Raw genomic sequence first — 17,815 nt, 5'->3', positions numbered from 1 at the left:
CAGCGATCCAGGAGCACTGCGTCTGCCATGCCCATCACCATCGAGGGTCCCGCGCTGCCCCAGCCGCGCGGCGTCCTGTCCGCCAGCGTCATCGACACCCTCCGCGGCCCCGGCTCCCGCTGCGCCGCCGAGCTCGTGCGCCGTGCCGAGCCCTACGGAGACGACCTCCAACTCGCCCTCTACCTCTGCTACGAACTCCACTACCGGGGATTCGCCGGCGTCGACGAGGCCTACGAGTGGGATCCGCACCTGCTCGGCTTCCGCCGCGCCCTGGAGCACCGCTTCCTCACCGCCCTGCGCAAGGACGCGACCCGCAACCGGAGCGTGGACGAGGCGCTCGACGCGCTCCTCGTCGAACCCGCCGAAGGGACGGGAGTCTCCCATCGGCTGTGCGACGAGGGCGAGTTGTGGCAGCTGCGCGAGTACGCCGCGCACCGTTCGCTCTACCACCTCAAGGAGGCCGATCCGCATGCCTGGGTGCTGCCCCGGCTGCGGGGGCGGGCCAAGGCGGGCATGGCGGCGGTGGAGTTCGACGAGTACGGCGGCGGACGGCCCGAGCGCGTGCACGCCGAACTCTTCGCCGGCCTGATGAGCGACCTCGGCCTCGACACCACCTATGGCCACTACCTGGACGCCGCCTGCGCACAGGCCCTCGCCACCGTGAACGTCATGTCGCTGTTCGGTCTGCACCGCCGGCTGCGCGGCGCCCTGGCCGGGCACTTCGCCGCCGTCGAGATCACGTCTTCGCCGGGCTCGCGCCGCCTCGCCCGTGCCATGTCCCGTACCGGGGCGGGGCCCAGGGCCGAGCACTTCTACGCCGAGCACGTCGAGGCGGATGCCGTGCACGAACAAGTGGTGCGCCAGGAGGTGATCGGCGGACTCCTGGAGACGGAACCGCAGCTCGCATCCGACATCGTCCTCGGCATCGACGCGACCGGCTTCCTGGAGGACCGCTTCGGCGCGTATCTGCTGGCCCGATGGGACGCGGGTTCGACCTCGCTGCGTGAGCCGTATGTGCGGAGCGGCAACGGATCCGCCAAGTGAGGGAGCAGCCGCACGGATCGGACGAGCGGCCCGCTCAGGCGGGGCGCCCGGATGAACGACCCGCCCCGCCGGCACGCGGAGACGAACGGCCGACCCCGCCAGGACGCATGGACGAACCCTGCCGCATCGCCGTCCGGCGCGAAGGCCCCTTCCTGGTCGACGGCCCGGTGGAGATCACCCTGGAGGACGGCACCACCGTCCGCTCCGACCGCTTCCGGGTCGCTCTGTGCACCTGCCGCCGCAGCCGCCGCTTTCCGTGGTGCGATGCCAGCCACCGGCGGCGGGTACGCGAGTGAAGGGGCTGACATGCCGGAGCCGCCCCTCCCGTAGAGGCTCGGGTGTGCCCTACTCCTTCGGCACGTCCCGAGGCGCGAGCGGTCGGGTGGCCGGCCCCTGGAGCACCGAGCCGTCCGGGGCGAAACGCGAGCCGTGGCACGGGCACTCCCACGCCGTCTCGGCCTGGTTGAAGGCGACCAGGCAGCCGAGGTGGGTGCAGCGCGCCGAAACGGCGTGCGCGCTGCCCGCCGCGTCGCGGTAGACGGCGCAGCGGCTGCCGTCGAGCCGCACCACCGCGCCCGTGCCCGGTGCGATCTCGGCGACCGAGTCGACATGCGCGGTGCCGATGCGGTCACCCACGAAGTGCCGTGCCACATCGGCCTGTTGCTTGAGGAGCGCAGGCGCCTCCCGTACGGCGCTCCACAGCCTGCGCGGGTCGTACAGCGCCGTCCACGGCGGCTCCTCGCCGTGCAGCAGCCGGGCCAGGAGCTGTCCGGCGAGTACGCCGCCGCTCATGCCCCAGCCACCGAAACCGGTGGCGACATAGGTGTGGCGGGCGCCCGGGTGGTAGCGGCCGATCATCGGGACGGTGTCGCTGACGTCGTTGTCCTGCGCCGCCCAGCGGTAGGCGGTCGCCCCGACGGAGAAGTGCGCGCCCATCCATGCGTCGAGCCGCGCGAACCCGGCGGCCGGATCGCCCTCACCCGGCGTGAAGCTCTCGCCCGTCACGATGAGGAGCCGTCCACCGTCGCCGTACGGGGCGGTCCGCACGGACCGCTTGCCGTAGTCCTCGGTGAGATACATGCCGGCCGGGTCCTGGCCGGCCGGCAGGGGCGCGGCGACGACGAGCTCACGGCGGGGCGAGAGCCGCGCGAACAGCAGCGCACGGTCGAAGACCGGATAGTGCGTGGCCACGACCACGTCCCGGGCGGACACGGTGTGCCCTGACTCGGTGCTCACCCGGCACGGGGAGCCTTCGTGCAGTCCGGTGGCCCGGGTCCGTTCGTGGATCAGGCCGCCGCGCGCCCGTATGTCCTCGGCCAGGGCGAGGAGATAGGCGCGGGGATGGAACTGCGCCTGCCCCTCCGCGCGCACCGCCGCCGCCACCTCGAAGGGGAGCCCGGTCTCCTCGACGTAATGGGCGTCGAGCCCTGCAGCCCTGGCGGCATCCGCCTCCGCCCGCAGCACGGAACGGTTCTCAGGGCGCGTGGTGTACGTGTAGGCCGGGCGCCTCTCCCACGCGCAGTCCACCTTCAACTCGGCGCTGACGGTGGCGATGCGCTCGACGGCGCCCACCTGGGAGCGGGCGTACAGACGCGCCGCCTGCTCGCCGCGCGTGCTCAGGAGCCGGTCGTAGACAAGACCGTGCAGGGCGGACACCTTGGCGGTGGTGTGGCCGGTGACCCCGGCGGCGATGCGGTCGGCCTCGAGGACGACGACGTGCAGTCCGGCGCGGGTCAGCTCCCAGGCGGTGCTGAGCCCCGCGATGCCGGCGCCGATGACCACGACGTCCGTCTCGGTGTCGGCGGCCAGCGGCGGCAGGTCCGTCGTCGGGCTCGTCGCCATCCAGTACGACTCGTCGCGGCCGGGCAGCGGATCGGTGTCGAGGGTGCGTTGTGCGCTCATCCGGACTGAGTGCCTCGAATGCCGCAGAAGATGCCCGTATCGGGGGCGGAGGCGTCCCTGCGGACGAGGGCGCTGCGTCCGTACATACGTCGCGGGCGCTGGGGTACCCCGTCTCCGTTGATGACCAAGATCTTCAGGGAACGTCTGAACGGCGCCGCGCACTGGTGGCGCCGCGCGGTGACCTGGTCGGGTCACGAGCGGCACACCGCGCTCCTGATCGGCAAGAGCGCGCTCGCCGCGACGCTGGCGTGGATCGTCGCCCACCACCTGATGCAGGCGCAGTCGCCGGCGTTCGCCCCGTTCTCGGCCGTCCTGGTGATGCAGACGACGGTCTACCAGTCGGTACTGCATTCGCTCCGCTACACGGGTGCGGTGGTGGTGGGCGTCGCCGTGCAGACGGCACTCGCGCTGGCGCTCGGGCCCGGCTGGCCGGCGTTCGCGCTGGTCGCGCTCGTGACACTCGGGATCGGCCGGTGGGCGAAGCTGGGTTCGCAGGGCGCGCAGGTGCCGACGGCCGCCTTCTTCGCCTTCGCCACCTTCGTCACCGCCGGGCCCGGTGACCGCCTCGCAGACCTCGGCCAGATCGTGCTCCTCGTCCTGATCGGATGCGCCACGGCCACGGTGGTCCACCTCGCGCTCGTACCGCCGATGCGCCACCGCAGCGCCGAGTTCGGGATCGGCATCCTCGCCCGGGCCTTCGCCGGACTGCTCGCGGATGCCGTCTCGATCCTGCGCGAAGAGCAACGGGGCGAGGAGCGCACGCGCCTCGACCACACCGACGTCCTGATCGCGCAGGCGAGGGCGGATCTGCGCACGGCGCAGGACAGCGTCTCCTTCAACCCCCGCCGGTATCTGCGCGGACACCGCGGCCACACCAGCTTCGACGGGTACGCGACCGTCCTGGAGGCGCTGGTGCGCACGCTCTACCAGATGGCCTCGCTGCACCGCAGCCTCGACCAGTGGCACGAGGAGCGCGAGCGGCACGGGGACGGGGCCTTCCTGCGGAACTACGCGCGGTTCCTGGACGCCCTGCGGGAGTTCGCGCAGGTCCTCGGCGACCTCGACGAGGACCGGCTGCCGGGCCAGGCGCGCCGGTTGGGCCGGCTGGCCGAGGAGGCCGGGGCGCTGCGCCACGAGCTGGCCGAGGAAGCCGTACGGCAGGGCCTGCCGCTGGCCGATCCGTCGCGCCCGTACGGCGTGCTCGTCGTGGAGGCCACCCGCCTGTGGGAGGAGTGCCGCCGCGCCTCGGACGCCTTGCGGCAGTGGGTGGAGAGCTGACCCGGTGCCCTGCCCCTATCCCCGGCACGCCCCGAAGTCGACATCGTCCGCGGCGACCACCTTGGCGCCCATGTTGCGCTCCATCATGCGCAGGGCCGCATCCGCCAGGTCCCGGTGGATATGGGCGACGGCGTCGTAGGGCACGGTGACCCGCAGATGGCGGATGTGCGCGTCCAGGGCGGAGTACAGGACGCACTGCTCGGTGACCTGACCGCACAGGACCACATGATCGATGTCCTGCTGGGCCAGGAGGTAGCTGAGCGGGGTCTCGTAGAAGATCGAATGCCGGGCCTTGACCACGAAGAGGGACTTCTCGTCCGGCGCGAGCGGGCGCACGAGATCGGCGTGCGGACCCTCGAGCGCCGTCTGCAGGATCTCCCCGTGGTGGGAGCGCCATTCGCCGAAGTTGTCGTTGGCGTAGATGACCGGGACCCCGTGCTCGCGCGCGCCTTCGATCAGCTGGAGCAGCGCCGGGAGAGCCGCCTCGGCGGAGGGCAGGAGGAGCTGGGCATCGTCGTGCTCATAGGTGTTGATCATGTCGATGACGATGAGTGCGGCAGCTGTCATACGGGATCACCTCGCCCGGGACGCCAATGTGCGGCCGCGCGTGAGCAGCGCGCCCAGCGCGATCATGCCAAGACCGAGTCCGGCGTGCAGCCGGGCGTCCGCCGGGTTTGCCCGGGACGCTCCGGGGAACGCCCGAGCCCCGCGAGTACCCCGGTGCGGCCGTGGCATGGGCCTCCGGCCGTCGGGTACCCGGCGCTCCCCGTCGCCCCGTCGCCCCGTCGCCCCGTCGCCCGAGGAGGTCCGCATGCCGTTCAACCCCTTGGAGCAGCGGGGCATCCCGCTGGACCGCCGGTCACGGAACCGGCGCGACCTGGATGGCGAGGCGGTCGTGCACCGCACGCGCGACGTGGTGCGGAAGGTCGTGGGACGTTGACGGGGCACGGGAGGTCCCTGCTCGGCGGGACCCTGGCCGGGGTCGGTCTCGCGGCCTTCGTCGACGAGGTGGTGTTCCATCAACTGCTGCACTGGCACCACTTCTACGACAAGGCCTCCAGCGAGGCCGGCCTCGTCTCCGACGGGATCTTCCATGCCTTCGGCTGGCTGGCGATGGTGGCCGGGGTGTTCCTGTTCGCCGACCTCAGGCGCCGGGGCACGCTGGCGAGGACCGCCTGGTGGTCGGGGTTCTGTCTCGGCCTCGGCGGGTTCCAGCTGTACGACGGCACCTTCCAGCACAAGGCTCTGGAACTCCATCAGATCCGCTACGACGTGGAACTGGCTCCGTACGACTGGACCTGGAACATCATCGCCGTACTGTTCCTGATCGCCGGGTCGGTGCTCCTGGTCCGGGCACGTGGCCGGCGCCGATGACGGCGGCCCTCGGGCTGATGGTGGTCGTGTGCTGCCTGGCGTACGCGAGGGCGGCGGCCCGGCTGCGAGCACGTGGGGACGAGTGGTCCCCGGTGCGGACCGCGTCGTTCTGCGCGGGCGGCGCGGTGATCGTGGCCGCGCTCGCCGCTCCCTGGCATGAAGGGCCGCCGTTCACCGGCCACATGGCCGCGCATCTGGCCCTCGGGATGATCGCTCCGGTGCTGCTCGCGCCGGGCCGGCCGGTCACCCTGGCGCTGCGTGCGCTGCCCGTCGGAGCGCGCCGCGGGCTGCTCGTCTGCGTCCGTTCGCGGGCCGCGGCCCTGCTGATGTGGCCGCCCTTCGCCGCGCTCGTCCACACCGCGAGCCTGTGGGCGCTGTACCGGACGCCCGTCCTCGCGGCCGTGCACCACCGGCCGTGGGCGCACCTGCTCGTCTCCGTCCATCTGCTGCTGTCCGGCCTCCTGTTCACGTTCGCCGTGCTGGCCTTCGAACCCGTACGGCACCGCACCGGGCACGTCCTGCGCGCCGGTGTGCTGCTCGCCGCCTCGGCCGCGCACGGCGTCCTGGCCAAGTCCCTGTACGCCACGGGCCCGCCCGGCACGGCCTACCGCCCGGAGGACCTGCAGGCCGGGTCGCACCTCATGTACTACGGCGGGGACCTCACCGGCATCGCCCTCGCGTTGCTGCTCGCCCACCAGTGGTACGCGTCCGGCGGCCGTGCGCTGAACCGGGAACGCCGGCACGGGCCCGACGGTGTGCGGCCCGCGGTCGGAGCCCGGCAGGAATGACTGCCTGCCCACCGGGGTACGCGGCACACTCCCATCCCGCGGGTACGAAAGAGGCTGCGCAGACATGAGCATGATCGAGGGCTCGGTCGATGTCGACGTGCCGGTCAGGACGGCGTACAACCAGTGGACCCAGTTCGAGAGCTTCCCCCGGTTCATGGACGGCGTGGAGCGGGTCGACAAGCCGCAGGCGACCTTGTCGCACTGGGTGACCCGGATCGCCGGTGTGACCCGCGAGTTCGACGCGAAGGTGGTCGAGCAGCGCCCCGACGAACTGGTGGCCTGGTGCAGCCTGGACGAGCCGCACCATGCGGGGACGGTGCGCTTCGAGCCCATCGGCGACGGCCGCTGCCGGGTGACGTACCGCCTCGAGTTCGCCCCGCAGGGTCTCCTTGAGCGGACCGGGGACACGCTCGGTCTGGTCCGCAGGCAGGTCCAGGGCAGCCTGCGGGGCTTCAAGGAGTACATCGAGGGCCAGGGCCGCGAGACCGGCGAGTGGCGCGGCACCATCAGCGGCGGCCAGGTGAAACCGCACGCCGAGCACACGCCCCGGCCGGTCCCGCACTGGCCGACGGGCTGACCGTGCCGGGCCCTTCGGGCGAACCGGCGACCAGGAGGACCGGCGACCAGGAGGACCGGCGATCAGGAGAGCCGGCGGCCACGAGGACCGGCGGCCACGAAAACCGGCGGCCAGGAGAGCCGGCGACCACGAGGACCGGCGGCCACGAGAGCCGGCAAGAGCGAACGAAAGGCTGACGCGGTGCGAGAGTCGTCGACAGCAGACCCTGGTGGCGAGCACGCGAGGGTCACGCCGCCGAAGACATGGGCGGCAGGTGTCCCGGCGGTCGCCGAGGCGGTCCGCTACTCCCTGGCCGAGACGTCCCCACGGCGTGCGGGCCGCACTCTGCTCGACCTGAACCAGACCAAGGGCTTCGACTGCCCGGGCTGCGCCTGGCCCGACCCGGAGCCGGGCGAGCGGCACATCAACGAGTACTGCGAGAACGGCGCGAAGCACACCAACGACGAGGCCGCATCCCGCCGTATCACCCCCGAGTTCTTCGCGCGCCATTCCGTCTCCGAGCTCGCGCGCGCCTCCGACCGCTGGCTGAACCAGCAGGGGCGGCTGACCCACCCCATGGTCAAGCGGCCCGGCTCCGACCACTACGAGCCCATCAACTGGCATGACGCGCTGGGCCTGTTGGCCGAGGAGCTGCGGGCCCTCGACACCCCCGACGAGGCGGTCTTCTACACCTCGGGCCGGGCCGGCAACGAGCCCGCGTTCGTCCTGCAGCTCTTCGCCCGCGCGCTCGGCACCAACAACCTGCCGGACTGCTCCAACCTGTGCCACGAGTCCAGCGGCACCGCGCTCCACCAGACGCTGGGCATCGGCAAGGGCGATGTGAGCCTGCCGGACCTCCACCACGCCGACCTCGTCCTCACCTTGGGCCAGAACCCGGGCAGCAACCACCCGCGGATGCTGTCCGCGCTCGAGGTGACCAAGCGCAGGGGCGGGAAGATCGTCGCTGTGAACCCGCTGCCGGAAGCGGGTCTGATGCGCTTCAAGAACCCGCAGAAGCCGAGCGGGGTCGTCGGCCGCGGCACCAACATCGCCGACCAGTTCCTCCAGATCCGCCTGGGCGGCGACCTCGCCCTGTTCCAGGCACTGAACCTGCTGCTGCTCGAAGCCGAGGAGGCGGCGCCGGGCACGGCCTTGGACCGCGCCTTCATCGAGGAACACACCGACGGTTTCGAGAAGTTCGCCGACCACCTGCGCCGCACCGTCTCCTGGCCGGAGGTCCTCGCCGCGACGGGCCTTGACCGCGCCCGGATCGAGGAGCTGCGGGACCGGGTCCTCACCAGTGAACGGATCATCGTCTGCTGGGCGATGGGCCTCACCCAGCAGAAGCACGCGGTGCCCACCATCCGCGAAGTGGTCAACTTCCTTCTTCTACGCGGCAGCATCGGCAAACCCGGCACGGGCGTGTGCCCGGTCCGCGGCCACAGCAACGTCCAGGGCGACCGGACCATGGGCATCTGGGAGCAGATGCCGCAGGACTTCCTCGACGCCCTGGAGCGGGAGTTCGCGTTCAAGCCGCCCACCGAGCACGGCCTGGACACGGTGAACGCGATCCGCGCCATGGCCCAGGGCAGGGTCAAGGTCTTCCTGGGGCTCGCGGGCAACTTCGTACGCGCCACACCCGACAGCGAGTTCACCGCCGACGCCATGCGCCGCTGCCGGCTCACCGCGCATATCTCCACGAAGCTCAACCGCTCCCACACGGTGTGCGGCGACACCGCGCTGATCCTGCCGACGCTCGGCCGCACCGAGCGGGACTGCCAGAGCGGCGGCGAGCAGTTCCTCACCGTCGAGGACTCCATGAGCCAGGTGCACGCCTCCGCAGGCCACTTGGAGCCGGCGTCGAAGCACCTGCTCAGCGAGGTCGCGATCCTCAGCAGGCTCGCCCGGCGCACCCTGGGCGATCAAGTGGCAGTCCCCTGGGAGGAGTTCGAGGCGGACTACGGTCATATCCGGGAGCGGATCGCCCGCGTCGTACCGGGCTTCCACAACTTCAACTCGCGGGTGACCAAGCCCGGCGGCTTCGGCCTGCCGAACCCGGTCAACGACGGCGTCTTCCCCACGCCCAGCGGCAAGGCGCAGTTCACCTGCAACGACTTCGAGGGGCTCACAGCACCCGAAGGTCATCTGCTGCTGCAGACCCTGCGCTCGCACGACCAGTGGAACACCGTCCCGTACACCATGAACGACCGCTACCGGGGCATCCACGGCTCGCGCCGCGTCCTCCTGGTCAACCCGGCCGACCTGCGCACCCTGGGCTTCGACGACGGCGACCGGGTCGACGTGATCAGCGTCTGGCGCGACGGCACCGAGCGCCGGGCGGAGGACTTCCGGCTCGTCCCGTACTCCACTCCGGTCGGCTGCGCCGCCGCGTACTACCCGGAGACCAACGTCCTCGTCCCGCTGGACAGCGTGGCCGACCAGAGCAACACCCCGACGTCCAAAGGCATCGTGATCCGCCTCGAGCCGCGCGCCGAGGCACCGTGAGCGGCCTCGGAGAGCCCGCGGTGCGGGTGGGGACCTGCTCCTGGACCGACCCGGCACTCGTGTCCTCGGGCTGGTACCCGACCGGCAGCCGGGACGCCGAAGGGCGGCTGCGGTTCTACGCGACACGGTTCACGGTCGTCGAGAGCGACTCGACGTACTACGCGCTGCCGAGCGCACGGAACTCCCGCCTGTGGGTGGAGCGCACACCCCCCGGATTCACCTTCGACATCAAGGCGTTCGCCCCCTTCACCGGCCACTCCGTCCCCGTCCGCGCGCTGCCCGCCGACCTGCGTCCCACGGGCCCGCCCGGACGCAGACTGCGGGCAGGTGACCTGCCCGCCGACACCACGGCCGAACTGTGGCGCCGCTTCCACGCGGGCATCGAGCCGCTGCGCGCAGCGGGCCGGCTCGGCTGTGTGCTGTTCCAGTTCCCGCCCTGGTTCGCGCCGGGCGCCGACGCCGTCGAACCCTGCGCTGCGCCGAGTTGTGCCGGGTGCCGATCGCCGTGGAGCTGCGGCATCCGGGCTGGTACGAGCCCGAGCCGTACGCCCTGGTGGCCGACGTCCTCGCGCGCCACCGGATCACCTTCGCCGGCGTCGACGCCCCCGGCCTCCTGCCGGAGGTCCGCGCCACCTCACCGGACCTCTCGGTCGTCCGGTTCCACGGCCGCAGCGCGCACTGGGGCCGCGGCTCCAAGGAGGACCGCTACCGGCATACGTACGAGCGCGACGAACTGGAGGAGTGGGTGCCGCGCATCCACATCCTCGTCAAGGAGAGCGCCGCCGTGCACGTCCTGTTCAACAACTGCTGTGCCGATGCGTCCGTGAGGGCTGCCGAGACCATGAGGGAGCTCGTGCACTCCTGAACGCCGAGGTACGGCAGGGACCCCCGCCAGTCCTCTCGTTTCCGCCTTGCTCGGCAGGGCACCCGGTCGATCGCAGACAAGCGACGAAGCGTGGAGTGAACGAGAAAGGCCGAGGAGAGACCCATGAAGGCTGTCGTATGGCACGGGGTCGGTGACATCCGCCTCGACGAGGTGCCGGAACCCAAGATCCAGGATCCGCACGACGCGATCGTCAGGATCACCACGTCGGCGATCTGCGGCACCGATCTGCACTTCGTCCGCGGGACCATGCCCGGACTCGCCCAGGGGCGGGTGCTCGGACACGAGGCGGTGGGAGTCGTCGAGGAGACCGGTCCAGGGGTACGCAACTTCCGTCCTGGCGACCGGGTGGTGGTGCCGTCCACGGTCGCCTGCGGTGTGTGCAGTTACTGCCGGGCGGGCTACTTCGCGCAGTGCGACCACGCCAACCCGGCGGGCAGGCGCGGCGGTACGACCTTCTTCGGCGGACCCGAGGCCGCGGGCGGTCTGGACGGGCTGCAGGCCGAGTACGCCCGTGTGCCGTTCGCCCATGTCGGACTCGTACCGCTGCCCGAGTCGGTGGACGACGCTCAGGCGATCCTGCTGTCCGACATCATGCCCACCGCATGGTTCGGTGCGAAGCTCGCCCAGGTCGGCAGCGGTGACACCGTGGCCGTCCTCGGCGCAGGGCCCGTCGGGCAGTGCGCCGCGCTCGCGGCCCGGCTGCAGGGCGCCGGGCGGGTCATCGTCGTCGACGGTGTCGAGGACCGGCTGGCCCTGGCCCGCCGGCAGCACGCCGAGACGGTGGACTTCAACGCCGAGGACCCGGTGGAGGCCGTCCTGGAGATGACCGGCGGGATCGGCGTCGACCGCGTCATCGAGGCCGTCGGCATCGATGCCGAACGACCCGTGAGCGGCCCGGCCGCGGACGCTTTGGCCGATGCCCAGGAGGAGTTCGACGAGGAGCGCGGCCAGACGGCCCGCGTGCAGCACCCCGGCCCGCACGGCACCTGGCTGCCGGGCGACGCACCGAGCCTCGCCGCCCGCTGGGCCGTCGATCTCGCGGCCAAGGCCGGCACCATCGGCATGATCGGTGTCTATCCGCCCCATGCCGACCGCTTCCCCATCGGGCAGGCCATGCAGAAGAACCTCACGCTCCAAGGAGGCAACTGCAACCACCGCCGCTACATCCCGCACCTCGTCGACATGGTGCGGACCGGGGCGCTCGACCTCACACCGTTCGTCACTCAGTGGGCCGGCACACAGGATGCGATCGAGGCCTACGAGGACTTCGACCGCCGCGAGCACGGCTGGACCAAGGTCGCGCTCGACATGACGGATACGGCGGCCGAGGAAGAGGCGGGAGGACGGGCGCCCGGGCCGGCACTTCGGGAGCGTCCGACGGACGCCGGGCGCGGTGGACAGGACGCGCTGCCGCTGCCTGACTACGACGAACTGCCGCTCGGCGCACTCCAGCACCGCATCCGCGCCCTCGACGCCGACGCGCTGGCCGGGCTGCTCGCGTACGAACGCGGCCACGCCCAGCGGACCGGAGTGCTCGAACTGCTCACCGAGCGGCTCCGGCAGGTCGAGCACGGCAGCGGGCCCTCGGGCGGCAATCCGGCCGCCCCGCACCCGGAGCACTCGCGCAGCCGGAAGGGCTCGACCGTCACGCCGGCCACGTCGCCGGAGCCCATGAGCCCGCCGCCGCACGGCACACCGGACCAGTCGGGGAAGCCGAAGGGCGACCGTACCTAGCCTGCTCGGAAGCCGGCCTCACTCGGCGGCCAGCAGCGCCTGCGGCGCCGCCTCCTTCAGGCGGGTCCTGACCCACTTCACCTCCGTGACCACTTCACGCCCCGACGCGTCGGCCTCGTCGAGCAGTCGGCGGTCGCGCAGGGCCTGAGCGATCTGCTGGAGCAGGACCCAGTTCACCTGGACCTGCGAGGCGCTCGCGTACAACCGCCGCAGATCGTGCAGCAGATGCAGTCCCGCGGGCGCGTGCAGCCCCAGGGTCGCGGACGCCTTGTCCCGCATGGACTCCCAGGCCGCGGCGGTCCGTTCGCCCACCTCCGAGCGCGAAAGGTCCGCGGCGAAGGGTTCGGCGAGCTCCGCCAGGCGCTCGGCACGCGCCTGCGCCCGGCGGGCGAGCGTCCCGCACATGTAGTGGGTGCCCGGATCCGCCACCTGCCGCTCGGCCACCGACCGGTAGTCGCGGGCGAGTTCGACCTCGGCCCGGTACAGATCCTCGAACAGCGTCCCGACCCTGCTCATGGCGCCTCCTCGCCGGGCGCCACGGCCGAGGCGGGCCCGATGCGCTCCACCCGTACCGCGGTCGCCTTGAACACGGGCTGCTTGGAGACCGGATCCCATTCGGTACGGGTGAGTTCGTTGGCGGCCCGGGTGTGCCGGTGGCGGTCGGTCCGGTCGAAGTATCCGAAGTGGAAGGGCGCGAAGACGACGCCGGGGCGGCCGGAGCGCAGCACCGCGGCGGCCTCGATCTCGCCGTGGCGCGAGCGCACCCGGATCAGATCGCCGTCCTCGACACCGAGCCGGGCCGCGTCGTCTCGGCACAGCTCGACCCACATCTCCGGTGCCGCACCCTGCAGTCGAGCGGCCCGGGCGGTCTTGGTGCGGGTGTGGAAGTGGTGCACGGCGCGTCCGGTGGTGAGTTCGTACGGGAAGTCCCCGTCCGCCGGTTCATGCGGCGGCAGATACGGGGCGGCCTTGATCACGGCACGTCCGGCGGGGTCGTTCGCGCGGTACTCGTCCCCGTCGTTCTGTGCGCCGGTCACCAGGTCGTGGCCGTAGTCCTCGCACACGGCGGCGGATGTGGGGAAGACCTGGTCGGCGTAGAGGCGCTCGGTGCCCTCGGGGGAATCCTGGGTGCACGGCCACTGGACGCCCCCGGCGCCGCGCAGCCTCTCGTACGTCAATCCGCTCTGGTCGCAGGGCTGTTGACGCGACAGTGCCGTGAAAGCGTTCCAGGCCTGTTCGGGACGTTCCCACTTCACCAGGGGCGCCCCGTCCTTGTCCCGCAAGTCCAGACGCCGGGCGTAGTCCAGCAGGATGTCGAAGTCGCTGCGGGCGAGCCCGGGTGGCTCGACGGCCTTCTCGGACAGATGCACCGTGCGGTCGGCGTTCGTGTAGCAGCCGGTCTTCTCCGCCCACATGGCGGTGGGCAGGACGACATCGGCGAGCTGCGCGGTCTCGGTGAGGAATGCGTCGGACACCACGAGGAACAGCCCCTCGCGGTCGCAGACCGCGCGGATGCGGTGCAGTCGGGGCAGCGAGACGGCGGGGTTGGTACCGCTCACCCACAGGAACTTGACCGTTCCCGTCTCGCACTGACGGAAGATCTCCATCGCATGGGTGGGCGGCGCCCAGTGCGGCAGCCGCAGTTCGTCGATGTTCCAGGCGAGGGCGAGCTCGCGGACATGGGCGGGGTTCTGCCAGTTGCGGAAGGCCGGCAGGGTGCCGTTCGCGCCGGTCTCACGCGTGTTCTGGGTGGTGGGCTGGCCGTTCATCTGGAACACCGTGCAGCCGGGCCGTCCGATCATGCCGCGCAGCAGATGGACGTTGTTGACCTGCACGGCCGCGGCCGTCGCCTGATGGGCCTGGTAGACGCCCTGCAGCACGGTCGACACCAGACGTTCGCCGGTGCCGATGATCCGGGCGGCGGAGCGGATGTCCTCGGCTGGGACACCGCAGATCCCGGCCGCCCGCTCGGCGCTCCAGTCTCCGACCATGCGCTGGAGTTCCTCGTACCCGACGGTGTGCCGCTGCACCCACTGCTCGTCCACCCACTTGTTGGCGATCAGTTCGCCGAGCAGGGCGTTGAGCAGGGCCACGTTCGTGCCGGGCCGGATCGGCAGATGGACGTCCGCCTTCCGGGCGGTGGGGGTGGTGCGCGGGTCGACGACCACGAGGCGCGGGCGGCCGGGCCCGTGCAGCCGGTCGAGGACGCGTGACCACAGGACGGTCTGTGTCTCGGCCATGTTGTGCCCGACCACGAAGAGGGTGTCGCACAGATCCAAGTCCCGGTACGAGCCGGGGTTCCCGTCACTGCCGAAGCTCTCGATCAGCGCCCACTCGGCTGTCGCGGTGCACAGCCGCGTATTGCCGTCGAGATGGGGGGTGCCGATGCCGCCCCGTGCGATCAGCGTCTGCAGGCAGTACTCCTCGGCGAACAACTGCCCGCTCGTGTAGAACGCCATCGCCAACGGGCCGTGCCGGTCGAGCACTTCGCGCGAACGGCCCGCCACCGCGCCCATCGCGGACTCCCAGTCCGTGGGCCGCAGCCGGCCGTCGACCCTGACCAGCGGTTCGGTCAGCCGGTCGGGGGAGTGGTTGGCCTGCCAGCCGTAGAGGCCCTTCGGGCCGAGCCGCCCGTGGTTGACGCGGTCCTCGGCGCGGCCTCGCACCCCTACGATGCGTCCGTCGGCGACGGCGATGTCCATGCCGCAGCCGTTGGAGCACAGCACGCAGGCGGACGGCACCCAGCGCTCCACCTCGGACCGCGGCACGATCAGGTGCTCGTCCACGCGCTGGGGCCAGATCTCCCCGGGCGCGAAGGGAGCCCGCTCACCCCAGACGTCCACCACCCGGTCGGCCATGGTCCCTCCTGCGGACGCGATCCGGTACGTACCGACGAGGCGCCGAGTACCCGGCCGGGCTCCCCTCACCCGCGCCCGGTACGGCACCGCTCCGTGCGGGATGCGCGCGGCACGCATCGACTCGTGTGGGACGCGCCCGGTACGGCACCGGCCCGTGTGGGACGCACGAGGAGTGGTACCCGTCCGGCCATGAACGCAGCGACCAGCGTGCGGCATTGGTTCGACCGGATCCGTCAGGGATGGGGCTCGGGCGCCCGGCCCGCGGGCACACCCCGCGAGAGCGACGTCGCCCAGGACGCGGCGGTGGCGGGCTCCCGCCCGGCAGGCGGTGAGCCGACGCAGAGCGCGGACGGCGGGGCGTCGACCACCGGAACAGGACCCAGCGGCCGCCATGTCGGCCGCATCGCCGGCGAGGACGCCGCGGACTCGGGGGAAACCGGTGCCGAGGCGCGGCCGGAGCGCTGAGCCGGGCGGGATCTGAGATGTCGGCCGGGGCGCTGAGCCGGGCGGGATCTGAGATGTCGACCGGGGCGCTGAGCCGGGCGGGACCTATTCCGGCTGGACGTCCTCGCCGCCGTCGTCCTGTTCCGCAGGGCCCGGCCGCCGCCGCAGCGTCGGCAGGACCGGCAGGATCGCCGCCGCCTGGGACGGCGAGGGCGCGATCCCGCGCCGGCAGACGAGGGCGTCGGGATCCGTGGCCGGTACCTGGAGGCTGTAGCCGTCCGGGCAGGACGGACCCGCCTCACCGCGCGGACCCTGCGCACCCTCGGGGCCCGCGGGTCCCGCGGGCCCCGCCTCACCCCGCTCACCCTTCGTACCGCCGTCGCCGGGCGGCCCCGCAGGACCGGCCGGACCCATGGCGCCGTCCGCGCCCGCAGGACCAGGGGCGCCACTGGCTCCCGGCTCACCCGACGGGCCGGGCCCACCGTCCGCGCCGGGGGGACCGGAAGTGCCGGCGGGGCCGCGCTCGCCGCGGGCCCCGCTCTGACCGGCCTTGCCGGGCGCACCCGGAGTTCCGGCCGGTACCCGGACCCTGGCCAGCAGATCGTCCACCGCCTCGGACGGGTCGGGCACGGCCGGGGTCTCACCCGCCGCCGAGACCTGCCGGCGCAGCGTGCGGACATCCTCGGCGAGTGTCGACAGGGCCTCGCCCCTGCGCGTCGCCTCCTGGGCCAGCCGGTCGGCCCGGCGCTCGCCCTCGTCGATGCGCGCCCACAGGATCACGGCGATTCCGCACAGCGCGATCAGCACACAGACGAGAAAGACCTTGCGCCAGCGCAGCGCGAGCAGCCGCTCGATGCGGTTGGTCACGGGTGCCTCCGGGGGCGGGCGAGGGCCGAAGCGGGGGTGACGCACCTCGCGCCCCCCGGCAACGGGGCACGGCGTCGTACGGTGTGGATCACTGCGGGCCTCCGAGGCGGTGCACATCGAGGCGCAGCCGGGCGATCTCCGACTGGTCGGCCGCGTGCAGGGTGGCCAGTTCGGCGATGCGCGAGTCGCGCTCCGCCACCTGGCGCTCAAGGCGGTCGCGTTCGCTCTGTAACCGCTCCGTCAGACTCGAGTACCCGGTCAGCGCGTTCTCGCCGCGTTTGCCGAGGTACGCCACCAAGGCGGCGCCCAGGACCCCCACGCAGGCCAGCGTCGAGCCGAGCAGGGTGGTGCCGGCATCCAAGGAGTGCCTCCTACTTGGCCACCGGATTGTGCCGGTGTGAACTCTCGGCGGAACAACGAGCGTTGGTTCAGGTCGTATGCCGTACTGCGCCCGATACATCCGGAAGTGTGCTGACGACGCGTCACTTCCGGTGCGCCCGGGAGCGTGAGCGGTAGGTCCGGGAGCCTGAGCGGTACCCCGGCGCCGCCTCGTACGGCCGCGCCCAGCGCGACGGCCGGCCTTGCGTCGGATGGAGTGATTCCTGCACCCACAGGGGGGTCACACCGAGGGAGCCCTCCGTGCGTTGCACCAAGTCGACCGTGGCGCTGACCGCCGCGGCCCTGCTGTCCCTGACCGCATCGGCCGCCCAGGCCGCGGGACCGGATCCCGAGTACCCGAAGGGCAATCCGCCTGCCACCAACTGCGGGCCGTCCTTCTACAACCCGCCGACCGGGCAGAACGACAAACCCGAGGGGCACTACTACGACGAGATCCCCAGCACGGGGCTCGCCTGGTGGTTCTTCGCGCAGTCGGGCACCGGGACGCTGCCCATGGGCGAGGAACTCCTCGCCGAGATGAAGCGTGCCGGGATCAGGATCGAGGCGATCTGCCCGGTGGGCGCCCTGAAGGGCGCCAAGGGCGTCTGGACCCCGGTCGGATCCGACGGCTACAGCGGCATCAACGTCTTCAACGGCCGGATCTGGTACCCGGGCGGCTGGAAGTTCACCAACCCGAGGACGGGCCGCTCGCACCGGATCGACGGCTTCTGGCTGCACGACTTCCCGTTCATCAACAAGGCCAGCGGCAACGCGTACATCGACGAGAAGCGCGTCCCGCACCAACTGCACCTCTCCAGCTACGACACCGTCGACTTCCTCACCCACCTCCTCGAGCCGCGGATCAACCAGGGGAAGGTCAGCCTCGGGCCCGACAACTGGCGGTTCAACCTGACCGGGGCGTACGTCAAGGAGCTCAACGACGTACTCGGCACCAAGCTCAAGCCGGGCGTCCACTTCGCCACGCTTGAGATCAACGCGAGCGTGCTGCCGGGCCAGAACATGCCGCTCAAGCCGGGATACGCGAAGGACGAACCCGCCGCGCGCTAGGGAAGCGGCCCGCCCGGGCGTGCCCACCCGCACGTAGCCACCCGGGCGTGCCCACCCGCAGTACCCACCCGGGCGTGCCCACCCGCAGTACCCACCCGGGCGTGCCCACCCGCAGTAACCCCCCCGGCGTGCC

General features: G+C 72.0%; 18 protein-coding genes and 1 pseudogene. 13 read left to right on the top strand and 6 right to left on the bottom strand.

Annotated features, from left to right (window positions below):
* Nucleotides 1-27 precede the first annotated feature (27 nt).
* The gene (locus tag ABT367_RS25865) at nt 28-1,044 is read left to right on the top strand and encodes an iron-containing redox enzyme family protein (protein WP_352255489.1); all 1,017 of its coding nucleotides are present in this window, start codon (nt 28-30) and stop codon (nt 1,042-1,044) included.
* Nucleotides 1,045-1,151: 107 nt separating this feature from the next.
* Nucleotides 1,152-1,340 carry a CDGSH iron-sulfur domain-containing protein gene (locus ABT367_RS25860; protein WP_352255488.1) on the top strand — a complete coding sequence of 63 codons (189 nt, stop codon included), beginning with the start codon at nt 1,152-1,154 and terminating at the stop codon, nt 1,338-1,340.
* 49 nt (nt 1,341-1,389) lie between these two features.
* On the opposite strand, the gene ABT367_RS25855 is transcribed toward ABT367_RS25860, so the two are convergent.
* Entirely contained in the window at nt 1,390-2,946 is a 1,557-nt protein-coding gene (locus tag ABT367_RS25855; protein WP_352255487.1) for an FAD-dependent oxidoreductase, read from the bottom strand.
* A gap of 120 nt (nt 2,947-3,066) precedes the next feature.
* On the opposite strand from ABT367_RS25855, the gene ABT367_RS25850 reads away from it, so the two are divergent.
* The gene (locus ABT367_RS25850; protein ID WP_352255486.1) at nt 3,067-4,224 is read left to right on the top strand and encodes an FUSC family protein; all 1,158 of its coding nucleotides are present in this window, start codon (nt 3,067-3,069) and stop codon (nt 4,222-4,224) included.
* A 15-nt stretch (nt 4,225-4,239) separates the two neighbouring features.
* Here ABT367_RS25850 and ABT367_RS25845 read toward each other — a convergent pair whose 3' ends face one another.
* Nucleotides 4,240-4,791, bottom strand: coding sequence for a cysteine hydrolase family protein (locus ABT367_RS25845; RefSeq protein WP_352255485.1), 552 nt, complete (start codon nt 4,789-4,791; stop codon nt 4,240-4,242).
* A 244-nt stretch (nt 4,792-5,035) separates the two neighbouring features.
* Here ABT367_RS25845 and ABT367_RS25840 point away from each other — a divergent pair, with 244 nt between their 5' ends.
* The 8 genes and pseudogenes from ABT367_RS25840 to ABT367_RS25805 all read left to right on the top strand — a co-directional run bounded on the left by ABT367_RS25840 (nt 5,036) and on the right by ABT367_RS25805 (nt 12,067).
* Complete coding sequence (locus ABT367_RS25840; RefSeq protein ID WP_352255484.1) at nt 5,036-5,164, top strand: hypothetical protein; 129 nt, start codon at nt 5,036-5,038, stop codon at nt 5,162-5,164.
* Nucleotides 5,161-5,598, top strand: a complete 438-nt coding sequence (locus ABT367_RS25835) for a DUF2243 domain-containing protein (protein WP_352255483.1) — start codon at nt 5,161-5,163, stop codon at nt 5,596-5,598. Before ABT367_RS25840 ends, ABT367_RS25835 begins: the two co-directional genes overlap by 4 nt.
* The gene (locus ABT367_RS25830; RefSeq protein WP_352255482.1) at nt 5,595-6,386 is read left to right on the top strand and encodes a cytochrome c oxidase assembly protein; all 792 of its coding nucleotides are present in this window, start codon (nt 5,595-5,597) and stop codon (nt 6,384-6,386) included. Before ABT367_RS25835 ends, ABT367_RS25830 begins: the two co-directional genes overlap by 4 nt.
* Before the next feature lie 64 nt (nt 6,387-6,450).
* Nucleotides 6,451-6,963 carry an SRPBCC family protein gene (locus tag ABT367_RS25825; protein ID WP_352255481.1) on the top strand — a complete coding sequence of 171 codons (513 nt, stop codon included), beginning with the start codon at nt 6,451-6,453 and terminating at the stop codon, nt 6,961-6,963.
* Nucleotides 6,964-7,143: 180 nt separating this feature from the next.
* Entirely contained in the window at nt 7,144-9,447 is a 2,304-nt protein-coding gene (locus ABT367_RS25820) for an FdhF/YdeP family oxidoreductase (protein WP_352255480.1), read from the top strand.
* Nucleotides 9,444-9,851 (top strand): annotated as a pseudogene (locus tag ABT367_RS25815) (DUF72 domain-containing protein); the annotation flags it as partial. The gene ABT367_RS25820 and the pseudogene ABT367_RS25815, both read left to right, overlap by 4 nt.
* 89 nt (nt 9,852-9,940) lie before the next feature.
* Complete coding sequence (locus ABT367_RS25810) at nt 9,941-10,312, top strand: DUF72 domain-containing protein (RefSeq protein ID WP_352255479.1); 372 nt, start codon at nt 9,941-9,943, stop codon at nt 10,310-10,312.
* 123 nt (nt 10,313-10,435) lie between these two features.
* A complete protein-coding gene (locus ABT367_RS25805; protein ID WP_352255478.1) occupies nt 10,436-12,067 on the top strand; it encodes an alcohol dehydrogenase catalytic domain-containing protein in 1,632 nt (543 codons plus the stop codon).
* Between the two features lie 18 nt (nt 12,068-12,085).
* Here the strand turns inward: ABT367_RS25805 and ABT367_RS25800 are convergent, their stop codons facing one another.
* Both ABT367_RS25800 and ABT367_RS25795 read right to left on the bottom strand, forming a co-directional pair.
* A complete protein-coding gene (locus tag ABT367_RS25800) occupies nt 12,086-12,583 on the bottom strand; it encodes a hypothetical protein (RefSeq protein ID WP_352255477.1) in 498 nt (165 codons plus the stop codon).
* Nucleotides 12,580-14,925: a molybdopterin oxidoreductase family protein gene (locus tag ABT367_RS25795; protein ID WP_352255476.1), complete on the bottom strand. Its 2,346-nt coding sequence runs from the start codon at nt 14,923-14,925 to the stop codon at nt 12,580-12,582. Before ABT367_RS25795 ends, ABT367_RS25800 begins: the two co-directional genes overlap by 4 nt.
* A 189-nt stretch (nt 14,926-15,114) precedes the next feature.
* Here ABT367_RS25795 and ABT367_RS25790 point away from each other — a divergent pair, with 189 nt between their 5' ends.
* A complete protein-coding gene (locus ABT367_RS25790) occupies nt 15,115-15,390 on the top strand; it encodes a hypothetical protein (RefSeq protein ID WP_352255475.1) in 276 nt (91 codons plus the stop codon).
* 84 nt (nt 15,391-15,474) lie between these two features.
* Here the strand turns inward: ABT367_RS25790 and ABT367_RS25785 are convergent, their stop codons facing one another.
* Nucleotides 15,475-16,236 (bottom strand): collagen-like protein, encoded by a 762-nt coding sequence (locus ABT367_RS25785; RefSeq protein ID WP_352255474.1) that lies wholly within the window; start codon nt 16,234-16,236, stop codon nt 15,475-15,477.
* An 88-nt stretch (nt 16,237-16,324) separates the two neighbouring features.
* Nucleotides 16,325-16,597 (bottom strand): hypothetical protein, encoded by a 273-nt coding sequence (locus ABT367_RS25780; RefSeq protein WP_352255473.1) that lies wholly within the window; start codon nt 16,595-16,597, stop codon nt 16,325-16,327.
* 278 nt (nt 16,598-16,875) lie between these two features.
* On the opposite strand from ABT367_RS25780, the gene ABT367_RS25775 reads away from it, so the two are divergent.
* Nucleotides 16,876-17,682: a hypothetical protein gene (locus ABT367_RS25775; protein ID WP_352255472.1), complete on the top strand. Its 807-nt coding sequence runs from the start codon at nt 16,876-16,878 to the stop codon at nt 17,680-17,682.
* The last annotated feature ends 133 nt before the right edge of the window (nt 17,683-17,815 follow it).

This window comes from Streptomyces mesophilus (assembly GCF_040300965.1).
Taxonomy (GTDB): Bacteria; Actinomycetota; Actinomycetes; order Streptomycetales; family Streptomycetaceae; genus Streptomyces; species Streptomyces mesophilus_A.
Note: the sequence above shows the minus strand (reverse complement) of the source record. Positions and strands in the feature narration are given on the sequence as shown.

Coding starts and splice junctions, on each gene's coding strand:
- ABT367_RS25840 (WP_352255484.1), top strand. CDS start 5,036: ATGCCGTTCAACCCCTTGGAGCAGCGGGGCATCCCGCTGGACCGCCGG.
- ABT367_RS25830 (WP_352255482.1), top strand. CDS start 5,595: ATGACGGCGGCCCTCGGGCTGATGGTGGTCGTGTGCTGCCTGGCGTAC.
- ABT367_RS25800 (WP_352255477.1), bottom strand. CDS start 12,583: ATGAGCAGGGTCGGGACGCTGTTCGAGGATCTGTACCGGGCCGAGGTC.
- ABT367_RS25790 (WP_352255475.1), top strand. CDS start 15,115: ATGAACGCAGCGACCAGCGTGCGGCATTGGTTCGACCGGATCCGTCAG.
- ABT367_RS25855 (WP_352255487.1), bottom strand. CDS start 2,946: ATGAGCGCACAACGCACCCTCGACACCGATCCGCTGCCCGGCCGCGAC.
- ABT367_RS25795 (WP_352255476.1), bottom strand. CDS start 14,925: ATGGCCGACCGGGTGGTGGACGTCTGGGGTGAGCGGGCTCCCTTCGCG.
- ABT367_RS25850 (WP_352255486.1), top strand. CDS start 3,067: ATGACCAAGATCTTCAGGGAACGTCTGAACGGCGCCGCGCACTGGTGG.
- ABT367_RS25825 (WP_352255481.1), top strand. CDS start 6,451: ATGAGCATGATCGAGGGCTCGGTCGATGTCGACGTGCCGGTCAGGACG.
- ABT367_RS25860 (WP_352255488.1), top strand. CDS start 1,152: ATGGACGAACCCTGCCGCATCGCCGTCCGGCGCGAAGGCCCCTTCCTG.
- ABT367_RS25805 (WP_352255478.1), top strand. CDS start 10,436: ATGAAGGCTGTCGTATGGCACGGGGTCGGTGACATCCGCCTCGACGAG.
- ABT367_RS25845 (WP_352255485.1), bottom strand. CDS start 4,791: ATGACAGCTGCCGCACTCATCGTCATCGACATGATCAACACCTATGAG.
- ABT367_RS25865 (WP_352255489.1), top strand. CDS start 28: ATGCCCATCACCATCGAGGGTCCCGCGCTGCCCCAGCCGCGCGGCGTC.